At 51.0% G+C, this 19,054-nt stretch carries 15 protein-coding genes; 1 reads left to right on the top strand and 14 read right to left on the bottom strand.

Going from position 1 to position 19,054, the window contains the following annotated elements; all coding sequences use genetic code 11:
• Positions 1–113: 113 nt before the first annotated feature.
• The 10 genes from IYN85_RS10900 to IYN85_RS10855 all read right to left on the bottom strand — a co-directional run bounded on the left by IYN85_RS10900 (position 114) and on the right by IYN85_RS10855 (position 14,379).
• Positions 114–3,182 carry a beta-galactosidase gene (locus IYN85_RS10900; protein ID WP_196158925.1) on the bottom strand — a complete coding sequence of 1,023 codons (3,069 nt, stop codon included), beginning with the start codon at positions 3,180–3,182 and terminating at the stop codon, positions 114–116.
• A 116-nt stretch (positions 3,183–3,298) separates the two neighbouring features.
• Positions 3,299–5,413 (bottom strand): diguanylate cyclase domain-containing protein, encoded by a 2,115-nt coding sequence (locus IYN85_RS10895; protein WP_196158924.1) that lies wholly within the window; start codon positions 5,411–5,413, stop codon positions 3,299–3,301.
• A gap of 95 nt (positions 5,414–5,508) precedes the next feature.
• On the bottom strand, positions 5,509–5,946 hold the full coding sequence (gene dtd, locus IYN85_RS10890) for a D-aminoacyl-tRNA deacylase (protein ID WP_196158923.1): 438 nt from the start codon (positions 5,944–5,946) through the stop codon (positions 5,509–5,511).
• Positions 5,943–6,911 carry a prolyl aminopeptidase gene (gene pip, locus IYN85_RS10885; RefSeq protein ID WP_196158922.1) on the bottom strand — a complete coding sequence of 323 codons (969 nt, stop codon included), beginning with the start codon at positions 6,909–6,911 and terminating at the stop codon, positions 5,943–5,945. The genes dtd and pip overlap by 4 nt, the downstream gene beginning before the upstream one ends.
• 130 nt (positions 6,912–7,041) lie before the next feature.
• Positions 7,042–10,194 (bottom strand): diguanylate cyclase, encoded by a 3,153-nt coding sequence (locus IYN85_RS10880; RefSeq protein ID WP_196158921.1) that lies wholly within the window; start codon positions 10,192–10,194, stop codon positions 7,042–7,044.
• Between the two features lie 213 nt (positions 10,195–10,407).
• Positions 10,408–11,061 (bottom strand): SCO family protein, encoded by a 654-nt coding sequence (locus tag IYN85_RS10875; protein ID WP_196158920.1) that lies wholly within the window; start codon positions 11,059–11,061, stop codon positions 10,408–10,410.
• Positions 11,062–11,077: 16 nt separating this feature from the next.
• Positions 11,078–11,998, bottom strand: a complete 921-nt coding sequence (gene cyoE / locus IYN85_RS10870; protein WP_230390675.1) for a heme o synthase — start codon at positions 11,996–11,998, stop codon at positions 11,078–11,080.
• Positions 11,991–13,007: a heme A synthase gene (locus IYN85_RS10865; protein WP_196158919.1), complete on the bottom strand. Its 1,017-nt coding sequence runs from the start codon at positions 13,005–13,007 to the stop codon at positions 11,991–11,993. Before IYN85_RS10865 ends, cyoE begins: the two co-directional genes overlap by 8 nt.
• A gap of 6 nt (positions 13,008–13,013) precedes the next feature.
• Positions 13,014–13,598 carry a hypothetical protein gene (locus IYN85_RS10860; protein ID WP_196158918.1) on the bottom strand — a complete coding sequence of 195 codons (585 nt, stop codon included), beginning with the start codon at positions 13,596–13,598 and terminating at the stop codon, positions 13,014–13,016.
• A 49-nt stretch (positions 13,599–13,647) separates the two neighbouring features.
• A complete protein-coding gene (locus tag IYN85_RS10855) occupies positions 13,648–14,379 on the bottom strand; it encodes an SURF1 family protein (RefSeq protein ID WP_196158917.1) in 732 nt (243 codons plus the stop codon).
• On the opposite strand from IYN85_RS10855, the gene IYN85_RS10850 reads away from it, so the two are divergent.
• Complete coding sequence (locus IYN85_RS10850) at positions 14,363–14,587, top strand: DUF2909 family protein (RefSeq protein WP_196158916.1); 225 nt, start codon at positions 14,363–14,365, stop codon at positions 14,585–14,587. The two genes, IYN85_RS10855 and IYN85_RS10850, sit on opposite strands and share 17 nt — an antisense overlap.
• A gap of 49 nt (positions 14,588–14,636) precedes the next feature.
• Here the strand turns inward: IYN85_RS10850 and IYN85_RS10845 are convergent, their stop codons facing one another.
• From IYN85_RS10845 to coxB, 4 genes are all read right to left on the bottom strand, one after another.
• Positions 14,637–15,545 (bottom strand): cytochrome c oxidase subunit 3, encoded by a 909-nt coding sequence (locus IYN85_RS10845; protein WP_196158915.1) that lies wholly within the window; start codon positions 15,543–15,545, stop codon positions 14,637–14,639.
• A gap of 73 nt (positions 15,546–15,618) precedes the next feature.
• Complete coding sequence (locus tag IYN85_RS10840) at positions 15,619–16,179, bottom strand: cytochrome c oxidase assembly protein (RefSeq protein ID WP_196158914.1); 561 nt, start codon at positions 16,177–16,179, stop codon at positions 15,619–15,621.
• Between the two features lie 6 nt (positions 16,180–16,185).
• Positions 16,186–17,772 carry a cytochrome c oxidase subunit I gene (ctaD, locus tag IYN85_RS10835; protein WP_196158913.1) on the bottom strand — a complete coding sequence of 529 codons (1,587 nt, stop codon included), beginning with the start codon at positions 17,770–17,772 and terminating at the stop codon, positions 16,186–16,188.
• 11 nt (positions 17,773–17,783) lie between these two features.
• Positions 17,784–18,923 carry a cytochrome c oxidase subunit II gene (gene coxB, locus IYN85_RS10830; protein WP_196158912.1) on the bottom strand — a complete coding sequence of 380 codons (1,140 nt, stop codon included), beginning with the start codon at positions 18,921–18,923 and terminating at the stop codon, positions 17,784–17,786.
• Positions 18,924–19,054: the final 131 nt, after the last annotated feature.

Raw genomic sequence — 19,054 nt, 5'->3', positions numbered from 1 at the left:
ATTTGCGACACAGGGTAACGCTGCTGATTTTGCCATGCGGGACTTGAACAGACGCAACGCAGCCCGCAGAGAATCAACGACCCAGCACCGATTCTCTGCCAACTTGGACCCGTTTAGCTGAAACTCAACTTATACCGGTAGTGTTTCTCGCGCAGCAAATATTCCGGATGCGCAGACGGGCTCCAGGAATCATCACCACCCACACCCATATGTTCGGCATCTAACCGCACATACAAACAAGGCTCATTAACCAGATCACAGGTATGTTTGGCGTCGGTCAGGTTACGTTGACTGACACGGCTGACGCCCAGATGGAAGTCACCCGTCACGGTAAAGCCCGCCAGATCGGCACGGCGGCAATCGGTCCGCAAGCCGCTTTCACTCGGGAAAATGTACGGCGTATAAAAGTCGCTGACATCGGCTTCGTAATGACCCACCAGAGCAGCGACCTGACGGTCGGGATAATTCTCCAACGGGCCGCGACCAAACCAACTGACCCTACTTTTGATGTCTTTTACCGGAAATTCGATTCCCACTCTTGGCAGTGGCGGCAACCCTTTTGCGAGTTCCACACGCACGGCCAACGTCCACTCGCCACTGGCAAAGAACTGATAGATCCAATGTGATTCAATCACCGGCTGTTCATCCACGCAATATTGCTGGACGGCCACTGCCTGTATGCAATGTTTGTGTTCACTGACATCCAGCCGCAACAATTTACGTTCAAGCTGGTCCAGTCCAGCTTTCTGCCAACGGGCAATCCAGGCGTTGGGGTCAACATGGTGCGCCTCGGAAACACCAATATCGTTATCCAGCGGAGCGCGCCAGAAATTGTCCACCGGCGGGCGATGTATGATTTCCTTACCCCGGGCTTTGATCCAGCTGGTCAATTCACCGGTTGCGGCGTTCACCTGCCATTGCGCGTGTTCGCAGGTAATGCGGTAGCCTTTGTCTTCTTTCAGGGCGATAAACCCGGTCGATTCGGTCTGCGCGGCCGGTAACGTCATCGACATAGGCAATTCAAACTGTGCATGCGCCATGATATGGCCTGCTTTGCTCCAGGTATTGGAGTGACGGCTGACCACTTCCACGGTGAGATGGTATTCACGCCCGGGTTTCGGTGCGATCACTTCATCGGCCAACGTCAGTCTGGTTTGTTCGCCCGGTGCCAGATCGAGCACCTGATGACCACTTAAGATCGGCTTGCCGTCTTGCAGGACTTGCCAGTTAAGCTGTTCGTTGTCGGTGTTACGGAATAAGTACTCACTTCGCGCCAGCACCGCCAATTGTCGACCCGGTTGGAGGGAGAATTGCAGATGCTGCTGACAGAATTTCGCCTCATAAACCGTCGGGTGCGGGGTTCGGTCCGGGAACATCAGGCCATTGATGCAGAACTGTCGATCGTTTGGCGTGTCGCCAAAATCACCGCCATAGGCGTAATAAGGCTTACCCGATCCATCTTGCAGTTCCAGACCCTGATCAACCCAATCCCAGATAAAACCACCCTGCAAACGAGGGTAGTCGCGGAATGCCTGCCAGTATTTATGAAAATTCCCCAGGCTATTGCCCATCGCATGTGCGTATTCACAGAGAATCAACGGCCGTTGTTCGCCGGGCAGACCCAGCCATTTTTTAATGGCCCACTTGGGCACCGCCGGATGCGGCAGGTCTGTATCCACCCGTGCGTACATGGGGCAAATGATGTCGGTCACGGCAGTGTCGGCACCACCACCTTCATATTGCACCGGTCGGGTTGGGTCCGTTTGTTTTGTCCACTGATACATGGCGTGATGGTTTTTCCCCACGCCCGATTCATTACCCAGCGACCAGATAATGACACAGGGGTGGTTACGGTCACGCAGCACCAAACGGGTCATCCGTTCCATATAGGCGTTTAACCAAAGCGGCTCTTCCGACAACCGTGAACAGGGCCACATACCATGGGTTTCCAGATTGGCTTCATCAACCACATACAGACCATATTCATCGCAAAGTTCATAGAAGTAGGGGTGATTCGGATAGTGAGCAGTGCGCACTGCATTGAAGTTCATCTGTTTGAGCAATTGCACATCCTGCAGCATGCCTTCGCGGGTCACGGCATGGCCACGCTTAGGGTCGTGCTCATGGCGGTTCACACCCCGGATCAATAACGGCTTGCCGTTTACGGTCAATTGACCGTTCTGAATTTCAACCTTGCGGAAGCCCACAGACGTTCGTTCCACATCCAGTACCGCTCCTTTAGCATCGAGTAAGCTCAAGACCAGGGTATACAGGTTAGGGGTTTCATCGGTCCATTTTTTCGGATTCTCGACGGTGATTGCATGATGGGCAAGTTCGGGGTAGCCACCGTGTTCATCCACCGGCAAGGAGCCAACATTCACTTTGCTATCGCAGACCAGATGGTCGCCGTCAAACAGCTGCGCCAGGACAGACACCACACGTGCAGGCAATTTGCCTTCCAACCGGGTTTCAATGTCGAGCACTGCATCTTTGTAGACCGCATCCAAATGGGTTTGCACGCGGTAATCGGCAATGGCCAATGTTGGCTTAATTAACAGTGAAACATCGCGGAACAGGCCGGATAGCCACCACATGTCCTGGTCTTCCAGAAAACTGCCATCGCTCCAGCGCACCACAATAGCGGTAATGGTATTGCGGCCTTCGTGCACATAGGGCGAGAGATTAAACTCTGCGGGCAATCGGCTGTCCTTGGACAACCCCACATAATAGCCATTGCAGTAAAGGAACAACGTGGAATTGGCGCCATCAAAAATGATGCGCACCTGTTGCGCAATGTCCTCTGCGCTCAGCTCAAAGGTTTGCCGGTAAACCCCGGTTGGGTTTGCCGCCGGCACGGTCGGGGCTGGCTCAGAAAACGGGTATTGGATATTGGTGTATATCGGCCGGTCATAACCCTGTAACTGCCAGTTCGAGGGAACATCGATCTGGTCGTCAAAAACATAGGTAGCTTTCGTGATGTCGTCGGGCACTCGTTCAGGCTGCTCAAAGTAGGCAAACGACCATGGACCGTTCAGGTCACGACGCTGACTGTACTGACGCGCTAGCGCATCGGCAGCGGAGCGGTAGCTGTGTAAAGGAGCGTGGGCGGGGTAACTATTCTGCTGCACAACGGCTGGGTTTTCCCACAAACGCTGTGCGACCAATGAGCTGAATGCTGGCATAACTTGTCCCGATCTTATTCGTTGGTAACGTTTTCAAGACCGAAAGCATAGCGCGGTTTTTGTTTGGACGCGAGTCGAATTCTGTCACGAAACCGAAGGTTGGATTCTGCCGTGCTTTACCCCGTGTTCACGCCGCCTTTGCCGAGACGTTTGATCTCATACATCGCTACGTCGGCGCTATGCATCAATGCATCCAAGTCACGACCCTTATGCGGATATTGGGCACTTCCGATGGAAGCCGATACCTGAACTGTCTCGTTAGCGGTGCTGATGGACATTTCAATCACGCCCAGCAGGCGAGACAAAAACCCCTGAAGGTCCTGCGCGCTGGCAAAGGCGTCGACGATCAACACGAACTCGTCGCCGCCAATACGCGCTGCGTAATCCCTAGATCGCAGAGACTGTTTGATGCGCTGAGCAATTTCGATCAACACGTTGTCGCCAACCCGGTGACCATAGTGATCATTGACCGGTTTAAATCGGTCCAGATCGATATAAACCAGATGAAACGATCGGTTTTTATCCTGGATACGTCGTTCCACGAGGTCTTCAAGGGCTTGCCGGTTCGGCAATCCGGTCAGAGAGTCGTGGTAGGCCATGTAGGCGATCCGCTCCTGAGCGCTCTCAATGGCCTGCTTTTCGCTATACAGACTTCGGTTCAACTGCTGCACCTGTTCATGCGCGATGATATTACTGACTGCAATGGAAATGAACTTGCAGATAGCCACCATCAATTGCACCTCTTCGGTGCCGAAGCGGCTGGCGATTGGCGATTGCATGGAAAACGCGCCAAGCACCTCATCCTCCAGAACCAGAGGTACAAATAGCATGGAACGGGGCTGCAAGCCGGCCGTTCCGACCGTGTTGAGGTCGCGCAACTGCGTGGCATCATCAATGATGATCGGCTTTCGAGTGGCAATGGCCCGAACCGCATTACTGTTAGTGCGCGTCAGAGGGATATCCGCCGCAGACATCGGCTCGCCCATATCGATAATAAAACGGAACTGCAGCAAGGCTTGATCTGGGTGCATGGTAGTGAGCGAAACAAAGTGAACATCGAGATGTTTGGCCAAGATGCCCCAAAGCCGTTGCCCCAATTCCTGAAAATCCAGCGTCATGGTGATCTGGTGCGCTATGTCATTCAGCAGACTGATGCGTTCATGACTCTGCTTGAGCAGCGCATTTTCTCGATCCACGAGCTGTTGGTTAAGACGCTCCTGATCCTGTTTGCGTTTGAACTCTCGTAACTCCAGTATGTGCTGGGTTTGCTTTGCGGTTGTCGAACGTTCAATACGCTGAATCTCGCGCAAGGACTCCGCTTCCCGCTGATAATCACCGAGTTCACGGTAGCCATGCGCCAGTTGTTCCAGTAAGCGCACCCGGTACGGTGAATACTGAGGTGGCTGGAACCGCTCAAGACATTCATGCAGGGATTTCAGTGCGTCGGCTGGCTGCTGCATACTGTAGAGCGCTTTTGCCAGTTCTACGTAGGTGGCAATGGCATCGGTGCCCTCGGTGTCCAGGTCGGGTTGCTGAGCCAGTTGAACCAACAAGGCGATTGCTTCCGGCAAATGCCCCTTCAAACGCAACATTCGCCCGCGCAAGGTTTGGCACCGAAGAATGGCGACTTTAAAACCGGTATCTCGTGCCAACGCTTCGGTCTGATCTAAGGCAATTTCAGACTCTTTAAAGCGAAACGAACTGAGCAGAATTTGGGTCTGCACAATGTTCATTTCCACCACGTTATCGGGCAATGCATGACTTAAATCCAGACCGATTACTTCGGTTATAATTTGTTCGGCGGTATCGAAATGTTCCATTTCAAACAGCAAACTGGCCATGTTGATCAATGGCGGCATCAGTGCATGGGGATCACCGGTCTTACGAGCGAGCTCTGCGGTGTACTCAAAGTGGTCCAACGCTGCGCCATAACGGCCGAGGGCGTGATAACACATGCCCAAGGCATTATTAATTAACCGGGAATTTTTGATGTGACTGTAAAGACTGATGATGCTCAGGGCTCGGTTTAACAGACCTTCCGCAGACTCGTAATCACCCAGATAGATGTCACACAGACCCATATAACCCATGGCTTCGCAATAGCGTTCACTGTTCAGCTCTGCCGCATCGAGTGCTTGCTGGGCATAGTCCCGCGCCAGCTTCGGGTTGCTGATCATCAGGTCCCAGCTGGTGGCCAGCAGGGTTTCAAGGCTTGCCCTGTCAGTTTTCATGATTTTCCAAATCGATTGTCAAGCACGAGATTAGCAAAACGAGAATTACATCTAAAATTGTTATGAAAAAAAGTGAATTGTGCGACTCTTCCTGACTAGTTTTCCAGCAAAAACGTCACTGGACCGTCATTAATTAGGGAAACTTGCATATTGGCGCCAAATTGACCCGTCGCGACGGTTGAATGACGCTCGCGTACCCGTTCCACCACCCGTAAAAATAGCCGCTCACCTTCACTGGGAATGGCCGCTGTGGAAAAACCCGGTCGCAACCCTTTGTGGGTATCTGCCGACAGCGTGAACTGAGAAACCAGCAAAATACCGCCATTTACCTGTTGTACGTTGAGATTCATACGGCCACTCTCATCGGCAAACACCCGGTATTGCAGCAACCGATCCGCCAGGGCGTCGACGCTGGCTTCCGTATCATGCGCATCAATACCGACAAGCACCAATAAGCCCGGACCGATTTCACCCACCACGTCACTGTCAACCTCCACTCGGGCCTGGCTGACCCTTTGTAATAATGCTTTCATGCTTCGTTATCCGGGGAGCCAAGCCTAAGTGCCAGGCGACGGGTAGAGCGCACCAAGGCATCCACCATAGCCCCGTCAAAGGCAGAATGCCCCCCTTCGCGGACCAGATCCAACTCAGCGCTGGGCCAGTGTTCGGCCAGTTCCCAGGCTTGGTCTGGCGGGCAGATCATGTCGTAGCGACCATGCACGATATAGCCTGGAATTCCGTCTAATTTGGCGACATTTTGCAATATCTGGTCAGTATCCAGAAAACAGTCGTTGATAAAAAAATGGCTGGAAATGCGCGCTAACGCTAAGGCGGTGTGGGTCGCGGTATAGTAATTTTGTGAGCTTTGATTGGGCCGGAAGGAACTGTTGGCGGCTTCCCAACGGGCCCAGGCCTTGGCGGCACCGACTTTGGCGAGCTCATTTTCGCCGTTGAGCACGTTGTAATATTTATGAAGTAGCGTATCGCCCTCGATTTCATCAATGGGTGCTTGAAACGCCTGCCATTCTTCCGGGAAAAACCGACCCGCACCTTGCCGGTACAGCCAATCGAGATCTTGTTGTCGCCCCAAGAACACACCGCGCAAAATTAGCCCGCAGACATGCTGAGAAAACTGTTGCGCGTACAGCAGCGATAAGGTGGCACCGAAGCTGCCTCCAAACAAGACCCACTTATGAACGTTCAGATGCTCACGGATACGCTCAATATCGGCAATGATGTCTACTGTGGAATTGTTGCGGATTTCAGCGTGTGGTTTGGAACGACCCGCGCCACGCTGATCGAAAATAAATATATGGTAGCGCTCCGGGTCGAAGAACCGGCGCATCTGGTCCGAGCAACCAGCACCAGGACCACCATGCACAACCAACACTGGAATACCCGTCGGTGTTCCGCAACGCTCAAGATAAAGTTCATGACCATCACCGACCGACAACCATTCGGTCTGATACGGGCGGATTTCCGGGTACAGAATTTTCATTATTTTTTTCTCCGGCACACTTAAGTACGCAGAACAGGGTATTAAGATGGCTTCTGGCCCTGGCAGCGCTGTTCAGTTTGGCACAAAGTCTCGTGATCGGTAAGCCCTGGATGTGGACAGACCACCGTGGCTAAGGCTTATCTTCGACATAAGGTTTAATAACGACACAATTTTTGCCAGCATTTTTGGCTTCGTACATAGCCGCATCGCCTTGGGCGATCAGGCTGATGCGAGACAAACCGGATTCCGGCCAACCATCAACCACGACGACACCAAAACTGGCGCTGATCCACTCCTGTTCTGGAATTGGGTTACTCGCCTGATCACCGTCACCAATTAATAGCGGCAACCACCAATCGGGCGCCGCAATGATTTTTCGCAACCGCTCCACCAAGGCTTGGGCTTCTTCGATACCGGTATCGTGCAACAAGATTATGAATTCATCACCGCCAACACGGCCGAGTTCATCACTGCCGCGTAAGTGACCGTCGACACATTGCACCAGGTTCTTTAATACCCCATCGCCTAATTCGTGCCCGAAAGTGTCGTTGAAATATTTAAAATGATCGAGATCGAAATAACACAGAGCAAATGGCGACGCCGGATTGCGCTGCATCTGCGCAAAGTGCTTTTTCAGCCGATCAAACAGTCCGATCCGGTTCAACACCCCTGTCAGCAAATCCGTTTTATTGCGGTATTCCAAATAGGCTTCACGCAGTCGGCGATCTAGAATCAACCCCAGTTGCTGAGCGATCAGGCGCAAAAAGGTGTCGTTCCAAACCGATTTCTGCTGTTCATCGCCAGCCACCACCAACCAGCTACAATCACTGGCGCCCATCTGCAAAGGCCAAGCACAACACACATGTTCGTCAACCTGAAACTGCTGCGCTTTGGTCGGGCTTTGCTCCAGAATTGCGCGCCACCCCTGTTGTATGGTCGGTGCAGAATCGTTACTCAGCAACTTGTCCAGCGGTTGCTCATTGTAGGTATGGTTGATCAACAGAATACCGAAATCATTTGCGGGCACGCGCCGGTCTAATATGCCGATGACCTGGCGTAAAAATACGTCGATATCCGGCTCGCTCGCCGACATTTCTACCAGCAGATTCACCTGATGGATTTCCGCCAGCTCTTGTTGCAGCGCCGATATACGGGTTTCCTTGCGCGCCAAATCCATCAACACGCGGTAAGGCTGAGAGATCTCTGGCAAAGCGACATCAGAGATACTGGACAGCCCCAGAGAAGCTCGAGAGATGCGCTGGGCGATGGTATTCAGATTCAGTTCGTGTGCCTTTTTGCGCAATCGCGCAAATATCGGCGGTCCTTCTTCCTGGCCCAGCTCCACCAGCAAGCGGGCAATTTCCATACGCAATGTCACATCAATATACAGATCGAGGTCGTTACTGGTCTCGAGCGTTTTTAATGCTTTTTTGGCATCGCGCACCGCGACCGTGACTTCGTTTTCGTGGAAGGCGACTCGGGAACTGAGAATGTTGCGCAACACCAACGTAAAGGTGGTTTCATGCAGTTCTTTGAAATCATTCAATCGCAGCAGGCAATACCGTGCCTGCACCGGTTGATGTTGCAAGATATGCAGCCAACCTTTGAGCACATACAGGTCTTTCAGATTACGAAAAGGCACGCTGTCGATACCACGAATGTGCATGAGTTCCAGCAGGTCATTGAGCACATCCAGTGCTCGCTGAATATTACCTCCCTGTGCGTACAACCAAACGAAGTTGTACAGGGTAATCGACACTTCGCTGAAATTGCGGTTCTCAATCAGCAACGTTAGCGAGCGATCGAACAACGACCAGGCTTTCTGCCATTCTTCCTGACCCACCAGAAAATAACCCAGGGCGTTTAGCATCGGTACCAGATCAGCTTTACGTTGGTAGCGTTCGCGAATATTCAAGCTAAATTCGTACAGTTTCTGCGTCTGCTTCACGTTGCCGATCCGCATGTAAACGACGCCCATGGCGTGTAGCGCGACAGACATACCCAACTGATTTCGGGTGTGACGCGAAGTACGTAGCGCCTCCACACAGTTGCGCAGATAGGCTCGCGAACTGACCTTGTCCAAATGTTCCGAGTGGGCGTAAACCTGAGTCAACATTAGTGCCAGAATGGTGTCGTAACCCAATTGCGTCAGCATAAACTTCAGCGTTTCCAATGACGCTTGGGTCAGCCGATGTTGAGCGATGTACGCATCAATATAGAAATCAGAGAACAGGCTCAGGACATACCAACGCCGATCATTGTATTCCAATGCCAGCTTTTCACATTGTTCTTGCGCCGCCCGCGCCAGCTTTTCCTGTGACTTCAGCGTATAGCATATGCTTTGCCAATAGTAGCTGGCGGTCAAAATCGCTCGGTTTTCCGTGGCCTGCAGCAGATTCTGGACTTTAACAAAGTCTCTGGCAGCCGTATCCAGGTCCCCCAACATCAATGCGCAATAAGCACTGATAAAAAGCAGCTGTCCGTTGTGTTGGTCGTTGTATTTGTGGCGCACCCACTCGACCATTTGCATCACATCCCGATAGGCAAACAGATCCGCTGCGGACAGCAGCATCTTGTACTGCCGCTCAAATGTCTTTAGTGGGGTTGGGCGGTACCAATTGAATGCAGCGGAATCGACATTTTCCTGAATCATGGGCAGGATAATCCCTTGGCGTTCCAGGCGGCGCAAGCAGTCTTGCCAGGCGTCTTGTTCCTTTATTCGTGTCGATTTTCGAACATGACTGACGAAGCCAAGAACCCCCCATTGCCGGATCGATGAGTGATTCTCAATAAGCCGATTCAACCCGTAAATCAACTGATTTGGGGCGTAATCGATTTGATTGACCAATAACAGAAAGGGTTTGATCGCCGCCAGGCGATTCATAATTTTCAGCAGTGATCGATTGAACTCGATCTCTTCATAGCCAGACTCATCAAACAACAGAGGCTCTTCCCGAACATACCGGTCATGTTCATACCAGGCTCGAAAAACCTTCACCAAAGCCGGGTAACAATATTCGTCAATTAGCGAAAGGATCAGCTGTGGACTTTCATGCTTGGCATACCAGCGCAGAATCCGATGAAAAACCAACAGAGGGTCATTGATCAACTTGGGTTGAAACTCAATATTGAACACCTGAATAGACAGCGTCTGGGCCTGTTCGGTTACGATGTTGGCTATGGCATGACTGGCATTGGTATCAAAAACCTGAAACGAAAGATCCACGTTGTCGTTGGCTATGGCGGACAGCCAGTTTCGCGCAATCTCCTGAAATGCCTGCATACCGTTCCTATACTCAAATTGCTTGTCGATCGGTCAACATCGACACACCCAGCCCACTTTCAGTGGCCATCCCGGCCGGATAACTCTGTGCTTCACAAAACCACCAGGAAGGGCAATCGAATTGTCGGATCCGAGTGGCAGGGCGGGTTAACCCGCCCCAATAATTCATAAAGCTTAGCATCGTTTGAGCAAACGTCAGGGAGCTTGAACCGATTATTGAGCCATCAGCGCCTGTAAACTGGCGGAAATGTGTGAAGGTTTATGAGGCGGCCGCATCAGAGCAACAAAATGCCCGTCGGGATCGATAATGGCGTAATTATCACTATGTGCCACTGTGTAGGTTTCGCCGCTGCCTTCCTGATAGAACACCGCCGACAGTTGCGTCGCCAATGTTGTAATATCGGCAGCATCACCGGTCAGACCGATAAAGCTGTCATTAAAATAAGGCACGTAATTGGCTAACTGTTCGACCGTATCGCGGGCAGGGTCAACCGTTATCATCCAGAAACGAACCTGATCGGCCAAACCCATTTCCGTCAATTGACGGTGAGCGATGTTCATGTCAGCCATGTTGGTCGGACAGATATCCGGGCAGAAAGTGTAACCGAAGTTAATCAGGTTCCAGGCTCCTTCGAACTGATCGCTGGTAAAGCCAGTGCCGTCGTGACGGGTCAAAGCCACAGCGGGCAGAAGTCGTGGTGAGGAAAACAACAGGGTATTGTTTTCTTCAAGAATAGCTTTTACATCTGGCTTCTCGTTCACAAACTTCAGCACAATGGCGACAAAAAACAGGCTTACAACCGCTACCAGCAGCAACACGGTCAGGCGGATGGTTTTCTGTTGTTTTATCTGGAGTGATTCGGTCATGGTTGTTCCGTTCGGTTCAGAAAATAATGACAACAGTCTGCCACAGATAGTGATCGACCAACAAAGCCAAGAACAGATATAACAAATAACTGATCGAAAACTTGAACGTTCCCCACGCGGCATCTATCCGTTTACCGGTTAGTAAGCGATAACTCCATTGCAAGAACCGGACGCCAAGCACCAGCGCCGACAACGCATAAATTCCGCCAACAACCCCCAGAGCCAATGGTAAAAATGACACTGCAAGCAACAACCAGGTGTAGAGCCAAACCTGAATACGGGTAAACTCCACACCATGGGTGACGGGCATCATCGGTACGTTGGCTTTGGCATAATCGTCTTTACGGTGGATAGCCAGTGCCCAAAAATGCGGCGGCGTCCAAGCAAAAATAATCAACACCAATAACAGTGGAAAGCCGGTGATGTGTCCGGTAACAGCCGTCCAACCAAGCAGCGGCGGCATGGCACCGGCCAGCCCACCAATAACAATGTTCTGCGGTGTCGATCGTTTCAGATACGCGGTATACACCAGCGCATAACCCACCATGGAAAAAAGTGTCAACCAGGCGGTAGTCGCGTTCGTGAACAACAACAGTAAACCGAATCCGAGCACGGTCAACGAGGCAGCAAACCACAGTCCAGCCCGGGTCGAAATACGTCCCGTGGCGACGGGACGACGGTGCGTTCGTGCCATGCGCTGGTCAATGTGCTGATCGAGAATGTGATTGAACGCCGCGCCGGCACCGGCCAACAATGCAATGCCGAGAGTTCCGACTATCACCGGTAACCAGGGTACCGCGCCTAATGGCGCCAGAGCCATACCGACCCATGCCGTGATCAGCATCAGCAAAACGACTTTGGGCTTAGTCATTTCAAACAGGTCAGAAGCGATTTCGCGCCAGACCGGAATAGGAGTGTTCATAATCTGATCAGACATACGCGAGTTCCTTTCTATGTAACAAGACATTGATAATCGCCGTACTGATCAACAGCAAGGCGCCCCCTAAATTGTGTAATACAGCAACGGCCAACGGTAAGCCAAAGACAATATTGCTGATGCCAAGCGACACCTGTGCTGTCAGTAACACTATCAACAACAACGACCAACGTCTCAGTCCAATCGAAAACAACGACACCGCCAAGACGGTTGTGAACAACGTCACTACGATAGCGCCCACTCGGTGCATCATGTGGATTGCCGTGCGTGCCGGTAGTTCCAGATGGCCACCCTGATAATTGGGACCCACCGGATGGGCGAAGTCAAACGCCTTGATGAAATCCGTTTCCGGCCACCATTGTGCCTGACATGTCGGAAAGTCCGGACAAGCCAGCGCCGCATAGTTGGACGTGGTCCAGCCACCTAAAAACACCTGTAGAATCACTACCGCCAGGGTCAACCCAGCTAACTTGGTGGGTTTGTTCAGCAACGGCAGAGAACTGAAACGGGGAAACTTCAAACCGCTTAAACGGAGACTTAAAATGGCCAGCAGGGTGAAGGTCGTAAAGCCGCCCAGAAGGTGAGCGGTGACAACCTGAGGCCATAGTTTCAAGGTCACTGTCCAGGCACCGAACGCGCCCTGAAGAATGACAAACGCCAACAGAAACAGAGGCAACTTGAACGGCTGACCGGCGTTTTTTCGTTGGCGTACTGCAACGACCACCAAGCCAATGATTAACAGCCCGAGACTTGACGCCAAATAACGATGTACCATTTCCGGCCAGGTTTTATCGAGATCGACGGGAATTTCGGGAAAGGTCTCGTTGGCCACCGCGATTTCAATCGCGGATTGTGGCGCCCAAAAATGACCGTAACAGGTTGGCCAGTCCGGGCAACCCAAGCCAGCATCCACCAATCGGGTAAACGCGCCCAAAACCACCACAATGGCGGCCATCAGAGTAGCGATGATAGCAAGGTAAAAGCCTGGTTTACGTTGGGTTTTGTTCATAACCGTTTATCCGATGGTTGAATTTTTTAAGAGTTTCTTAAGGTCGCTCATCTGTGCCTTGTAGTCCTGCTCGTGCGTGAAATAAAGCATGATGTTACCAAAGGGGTCTGCGACAAAGACCGGATTATCAGTCAGGTGCTGTGGAGGTATCCGGGACTTCAGAGCATCTGTCAGTGCCTGCGCTCGGAACGCGGAAATCGACAGGCTGGGGTATTCATTTCCCAGTTGAGCACTGACGTCGGTCTGAGTAATGAGCACCCGCTGTATGCGCGGTTGCAATTTACCCAGCGCAATGTGCATCTGCCTTTGCTCATAGATTTTATCCAGACAGCTTTGCCCGCAATTCGGTGAAAATTGAATCAGCTGCCACTGTCTGTCCTGGGTGATGGTCACTTCTGGAAATCCAAGGTCTGTCACCGACAACACCGGCGTCAGCAACACGCCGTTATTGGACCGTTCGTCCGGTATCAACCAGCCGCTGAAATACAGCAATGTTGAACTGACTACGACGAGAATAGGGGTTAACAGAATTATCAGCAGTTGCGTGCGATTGTATTTGACCGATGAAGCGGCAGCCACGTGTTCACTCACAAAAAAATCCTCATTGTTATTGTTGTATTCATTGCATATAGAGCAACCATTAGCGCTTAAAACCGGCGTATAGAAACATACCTAACAGAGCTATGGCCATGGTAAACCATTGCAGTGCATAACCGCGATGCCGCGCTGGGCTCATGACCGTGGGTTGCCACACCACGGGTCCGACGCCAAAGACGTCACTGTTATGCAGTTGCGCGAAACCCAATACGTTATAGCCTGTTACCCGGCTTATCCAGTCTGCTGTTAAACCTTGCACAATCCAGACACCCGATGGCGCCGATGGTGGCGGATTCGTGTCAACATCGAACAACGGGTTGACTGGCTCAGGCCGAAGGGTCAGCGGTTGTTGCGTTAAAGTCGTCGGAACCTCAATCACCGGAAGTTGCGTTCGGTCAGCCGAACCTGCCACCCACCCCAGAGAAACGACCAACACCGATGCATCGTGACGATAGAGTTGGAAAACCTCATAACCAAATTGACCGTTGTGCGTTTTGTTGTCGAGTAAAAAAGGTAACGCAGCGGCAGCATTACCCGTGAACTGGATATCACGGTAAAGTGGCAGGGCTTGCCAGTTAATAGCGTCACCCACCAACACAGGACTGTTTCGTTCTGCTAACAACTGTTCTTTCTGTACGGCTCTGTTAAGCTGCCAGACGCCCAAACTGATAAACAGTGGCAAAAAAAATACAACAAATGCCCACAACAACCGGCCCGGTTTAAAACGAGCCGAGGGCAAAGACTGTTCAGGAGAGCGAATGCTATTAAAGTTCATTTTGGTACTACTGGTTATTGCGATGCTGGTGTCGTTGAGCGGCGCATTGAAATCACTATTCCGGAATCCGGGGCAAGACACGTCGGCACAGACCTACAGGTGGTTAGTCATCCGTGTTTCTCTTGCCGTCGCCATACTTGCCGTTGTCAGTTATGGTTTTTTCACCGGACAACTGTCGATTGGTGCTCCTTGGACGGGTCGGTATTGAACCGGAGTTTGGCGTAGCGTGTTTCCGCTTCGCCAAACTCCAAGGTCGATTACAGAATATAAACGAACAAGAATAAACAGACCCAGACAACATCCACGAAGTGCCAGTACCACGCTGATGCTTCAAATCCAAAGTGATCTTCAGGCTCAAAATGACCTTTCAGTGAACGGAAAAACTGCACAATCAGCATAAACGTACCAATGGTGACGTGCGCGCCGTGGAAACCCGTCAACATAAAGAACGTCGACCCGTAAATGCCAGACTCCAGTGTTAAACCCAGATGATTGTAGGCTTCCGCGTATTCTTCAACCTGGAAAACCAGGAACGCTAAACCTAACAGAATCGTCAGTCCCAACCAGACATTCAACTTCGTGCGTTGTTTAGCACGCAATGCGTGGTGGGCGAAGGTCAGGGTGACACTGGAGCTAAGTAACAACAATGTATTGACCAGTGGCAGATGCCAGGGATCAATGACTTCATGCGGACCAACGAAGGCTGTGTTATCTGGATTCACCAGCAGAGGCCAGGTAAATTCAAAGCCTTCATAAAGATAGTTAGTAATACCTTTATCGCCTTCACCGCCTAACCAAGGACCAACAAAGTTACGCAAGTAGAAAAGTGCGCCAAAAAATGCAGCGAAGAACATCACTTCAGAAAAGATAAACCAACCCATACCCCAAACGTACGAGCGATTGAGTTGCGTACTGACCAGGCCGGCATGATTCTCACGAATCACCGCTGAAAACCAGAGATACAATACCGCAGCAAGGCCGACAAATCCGGCAAACATAATCCACTCAGCGTTCGTCTCAACGCCTTTGGACATAGCATTAAACAGGGATCCTGCTCCGAATACGGTCAGGAACATCGCGAATGCCGTATAAATCGGCAAACGACTCTGAGCGGGCACAAAATAATGTTCGTGTTCGCTGGCGTGGTTGTCGCTGGATGCAGACATATCACTCTCCAATATTTTTATTGTTGTTAAATTTGGCTACGCCTGTTTATGTCGGCTAATACGGCAAGCCGTTTCAGTAATTCGCAGCTAATTCTTCTTTTTCGGTTACGTCAAATAAAGTGTAAGTCAGGCTGATGGTTTTTACCCAGTCAGGCAAATCAGGATCAATTTGAAATACCAAGCCCATTTCTGTTTCTTCACCCGCCGCCAATGGCTGTTGATTGAAACAAAAACACTCTGTTTTGATAAAAAAGTTGGTCGCTTCATAGGGCGACAAACTTGGAACCGCTTGTGCGACCATATCGCGTGGACTACCGTTACGCGCGAAGTAGGCGATCTGAACCTGCTGACCAGGATACGCGATCACTTCGTTTTGTATCGGTCTGAACTGCCACGACATGGTCGCGTTATTCATCGCCAAAAACTGAACTTTAATCGGCCGATCCATCTGCACTTCGAAGTTGCGAGCTTCCTGAACTTCGAATTGCGAACCGGTAATACCCGTCCATTCACAGATAAGGTAATACATCGGCCGTAACACCAGAAACACAAACATCACCATGCCAATAACCACGACAACCGAGGTCAGGACAACTTTCAGGTGCGATTTCGGTTCTGGTATTTGCTCAGTCATAAGCTGTTAGTCTACCTTTGGTGGTGTACTAAACGTATGGAACGGCGCAGGCGAAGGCACCGTCCATTCCAGACCTTCGGCGCCATCCCAAGGTTTGGCCGGCGCTTTTTTACCTGCCACGATCGTGTGAATCACGATAAACAGGAACAGCAACTGGCTCGATCCAAACAAAAAGGCGCCCATGCTCGACACCATATTGAAGTCCGCAAACTGAACCGCGTAGTCTGGAATACGACGCGGCATACCCGCCAAACCAATAAAGTGCTGCGGGAAGAACGTCACGTTAACCCCGATAAAACTCAACCAGAAATGCACCTTACCCATGGTTTCGTTGTACATACGGCCAGACCACTTTGGCAACCAGTAATAGACCGCCGCCATAATGGAAAATACCGCGCCGGGGACTAACACATAATGGAAATGCGCCACCACGAAATACGTGTCGTGATATTGGAAGTCTGCCGGAGCAACCGCAAGCATCAACCCAGAAAAGCCACCAATAGTGAACAGCACAACAAAGGCAATGGAAAACAACATTGGGGTTTCGAACGTCAGCGAACCACGGAACATCGTGGTCACCCAGTTAAACACCTTCACACCGGTGGGAATGGCAATCGCCATCGTAGAAATCATGAAGAACAGTTCACCGGCAAAGGGTATGCCGACGGTAAACATATGGTGCGCCCAAACGATAAAGCTCAAAAAGGCAATCGACGCTGTGGCATACACCATGGAGCTGTAACCGAACAACTTCTTACGTGCAAACGCAGGAATAATCGCAGACACCACACCGAAAGCGGGCAGAATCATGATGTACACTTCCGGATGACCAAAGAACCAAAACACGTGTTGGAACAAGACTGGTGAGCCACCGCCCGCAGCGTCAAAGAACGACGTGCCGAAGTGAATATCCATGAGCATCATCGTCACCACACCCGCCAGAACCGGCATGACAGCAATCAGCAGGAATGCGGTAATTAGCCAGGTCCATACAAACAGAGGCAACTTCATCCAGGTCATGCCTGGTGCACGCATATTCAAAATGGTGGCGATGACGTTAATCGCGCCCATGATGGAACTGGCACCCATAATATGAACGGCAAAAATAAAGTAGGTGACACTCGGAGGTGCGTAAGTCGTGGACAAAGGTGCGTAGAATGTCCAGCCGAAGTTAGGTGCTCCACCTTCCATGAACAGGGTGCTGGCCAGTAACGCAAACGCAAATGGCAAGATCCAGAAACTGAGGTTGTTCATGCGTGGCAACGCCATATCCGGCGCACCAATCATCAGCGGAATCATCCAGTTGGCCAAGCCAACAAAGGCTGGCATGACCGCACCGAAGACCATCACCAACCCATGCATGGTCGTCATCTGGTTGAAGAACGCGGGATCCACCAATTGCAGTCCAGGTTGAAACAATTCCGCCCGGATGACCATGGCGAAAATGCCACCCAAGAAAAACATCGCAAATGAAAACCACAGATATAGCGTACCGATGTCTTTGTGGTTCGTAGAGAACAACCACCGGCCAATGCCTTTGGCTGGCCCGTGGTGATCATGATCGTGGTCGTGATGATCTGTTGTTGTCGTCATCAGAGATCTCCTTATTGGCCAGCTTTAATGTTGAGAATGTCGACAGGGGTGACCATATCGCCAGTGTTATTTCCCCAGGCATTTCGCTCATAGGTAATGATCGCGGCGATATCGACTTCACTCAGCTGAGGACCAAAGGCGGCCATTGCCGGATTCTTAGCCGAACCGTTCAACACGATATCGATATGCTCTGAAACTGCGCCAAGGGCAATCGGACTGTCTTTCAAGGCAGGGAAGGTCGGTGGCAGACCCAAGCCATTTGCCTGGTGACACGCGGCACAATTTTTGCCGTAGGCAACCTCACCCACAGCCATCAACTCATCAAAGGTCCAATCTTTCTGAGTCAGCTCGGCCAACTTACGGGCCTGATCCTGCTTCTCGGACAACCAGGCATCAAACTCAGCCTGTGGCAGTGCTTCCACAACAATCGGCATGAAGCCATGGTCCTTTCCACACAATTCGGTACATTGACCGCGGTAGGTACCTGGCTCATTAATCTTGGTCCAAGCCTCATTAACAATACCTGGAATAGCGTCTTTCTTCACACTCAGCTGAGGAACCCACCAGCTGTGAATAACATCTGCAGAGGACAAGACAAAACGGACTTTTGAACCCACCGGCAGAACTAGAGGTTCATCGACTTCGAGCAAGTAGTTTTCATTCTTGTCGGTGCGATTATTGATCTGTTCCTGTGGTGTGGCCAAGGTGGAGAAAAAACTAACTTGTTCGTTCGGATCATCACTTAAATAGGTGTAACGCCACTTCCATTGATAACCAACAATTTCGACGGTCATCGCTGAGTCGTCAAAGTCATACATATTCTTCAGCGTTGGATAGGCCTGCACACCCATGTAGACAATGATCAATGCAGGGATCAGCGTCCACGCAAGCTCAACCCAGACGTTTTCATGGAAGTTATCGGCTTTAGCGCCTTTTGATTTTCGGTACTTGAACATGGAATAAAACATGACACCAAAGACGATGGCGCCAATGACCACGCACACCCAGAAAATGAGCATGTGTAAACTGTAAACTTCAGCACTGATATCAGTGACACCTTGGGGCATGTTTAATTGCCAATCTGCATGCACGGTTGCGCTTGCAAAGGCAATTAGCAATGCCACGCCGCTTTTGAGCAGCTTAACTGGCATAATTCACCTCGTTGTTGTTTTTATTGTTAGGGCTTTTTCCAAGGACAGCAGTACTCTCTCCGGCACTCCTTAGCAAAACCATTTAGATTTTCACGTTGCCAGTATAAACAGTGTTTTTTTTAAAGCCCAAG

The organism is Reinekea sp. G2M2-21 (assembly GCF_015687175.1).
Taxonomy (GTDB): Bacteria; Pseudomonadota; Gammaproteobacteria; order Pseudomonadales; family Natronospirillaceae; genus Reinekea.
The sequence above is the reverse complement of the archived record's forward strand: the minus strand, read 5'-3'. Positions and strand labels throughout refer to the sequence as shown.

Coding starts and splice junctions, on each gene's coding strand:
- dtd (WP_196158923.1), bottom strand. CDS start 5,946: ATGAAAGCATTATTACAAAGGGTCAGCCAGGCCCGAGTGGAGGTTGAC.
- IYN85_RS10855 (WP_196158917.1), bottom strand. CDS start 14,379: ATGAACTTTAATAGCATTCGCTCTCCTGAACAGTCTTTGCCCTCGGCT.
- IYN85_RS10865 (WP_196158919.1), bottom strand. CDS start 13,007: ATGAACAAAACCCAACGTAAACCAGGCTTTTACCTTGCTATCATCGCT.
- IYN85_RS10875 (WP_196158920.1), bottom strand. CDS start 11,061: ATGACCGAATCACTCCAGATAAAACAACAGAAAACCATCCGCCTGACC.
- IYN85_RS10895 (WP_196158924.1), bottom strand. CDS start 5,413: ATGAAAACTGACAGGGCAAGCCTTGAAACCCTGCTGGCCACCAGCTGG.
- IYN85_RS10850 (WP_196158916.1), top strand. CDS start 14,363: ATGCTATTAAAGTTCATTTTGGTACTACTGGTTATTGCGATGCTGGTG.
- pip (WP_196158922.1), bottom strand. CDS start 6,911: ATGAAAATTCTGTACCCGGAAATCCGCCCGTATCAGACCGAATGGTTG.
- IYN85_RS10880 (WP_196158921.1), bottom strand. CDS start 10,194: ATGCAGGCATTTCAGGAGATTGCGCGAAACTGGCTGTCCGCCATAGCC.
- cyoE (WP_230390675.1), bottom strand. CDS start 11,998: ATGTCTGATCAGATTATGAACACTCCTATTCCGGTCTGGCGCGAAATC.
- coxB (WP_196158912.1), bottom strand. CDS start 18,923: ATGCCAGTTAAGCTGCTCAAAAGCGGCGTGGCATTGCTAATTGCCTTT.
- IYN85_RS10840 (WP_196158914.1), bottom strand. CDS start 16,179: ATGACTGAGCAAATACCAGAACCGAAATCGCACCTGAAAGTTGTCCTG.
- ctaD (WP_196158913.1), bottom strand. CDS start 17,772: ATGACGACAACAACAGATCATCACGACCACGATCATGATCACCACGGG.
- IYN85_RS10845 (WP_196158915.1), bottom strand. CDS start 15,545: ATGTCTGCATCCAGCGACAACCACGCCAGCGAACACGAACATTATTTT.
- IYN85_RS10900 (WP_196158925.1), bottom strand. CDS start 3,182: ATGCCAGCATTCAGCTCATTGGTCGCACAGCGTTTGTGGGAAAACCCA.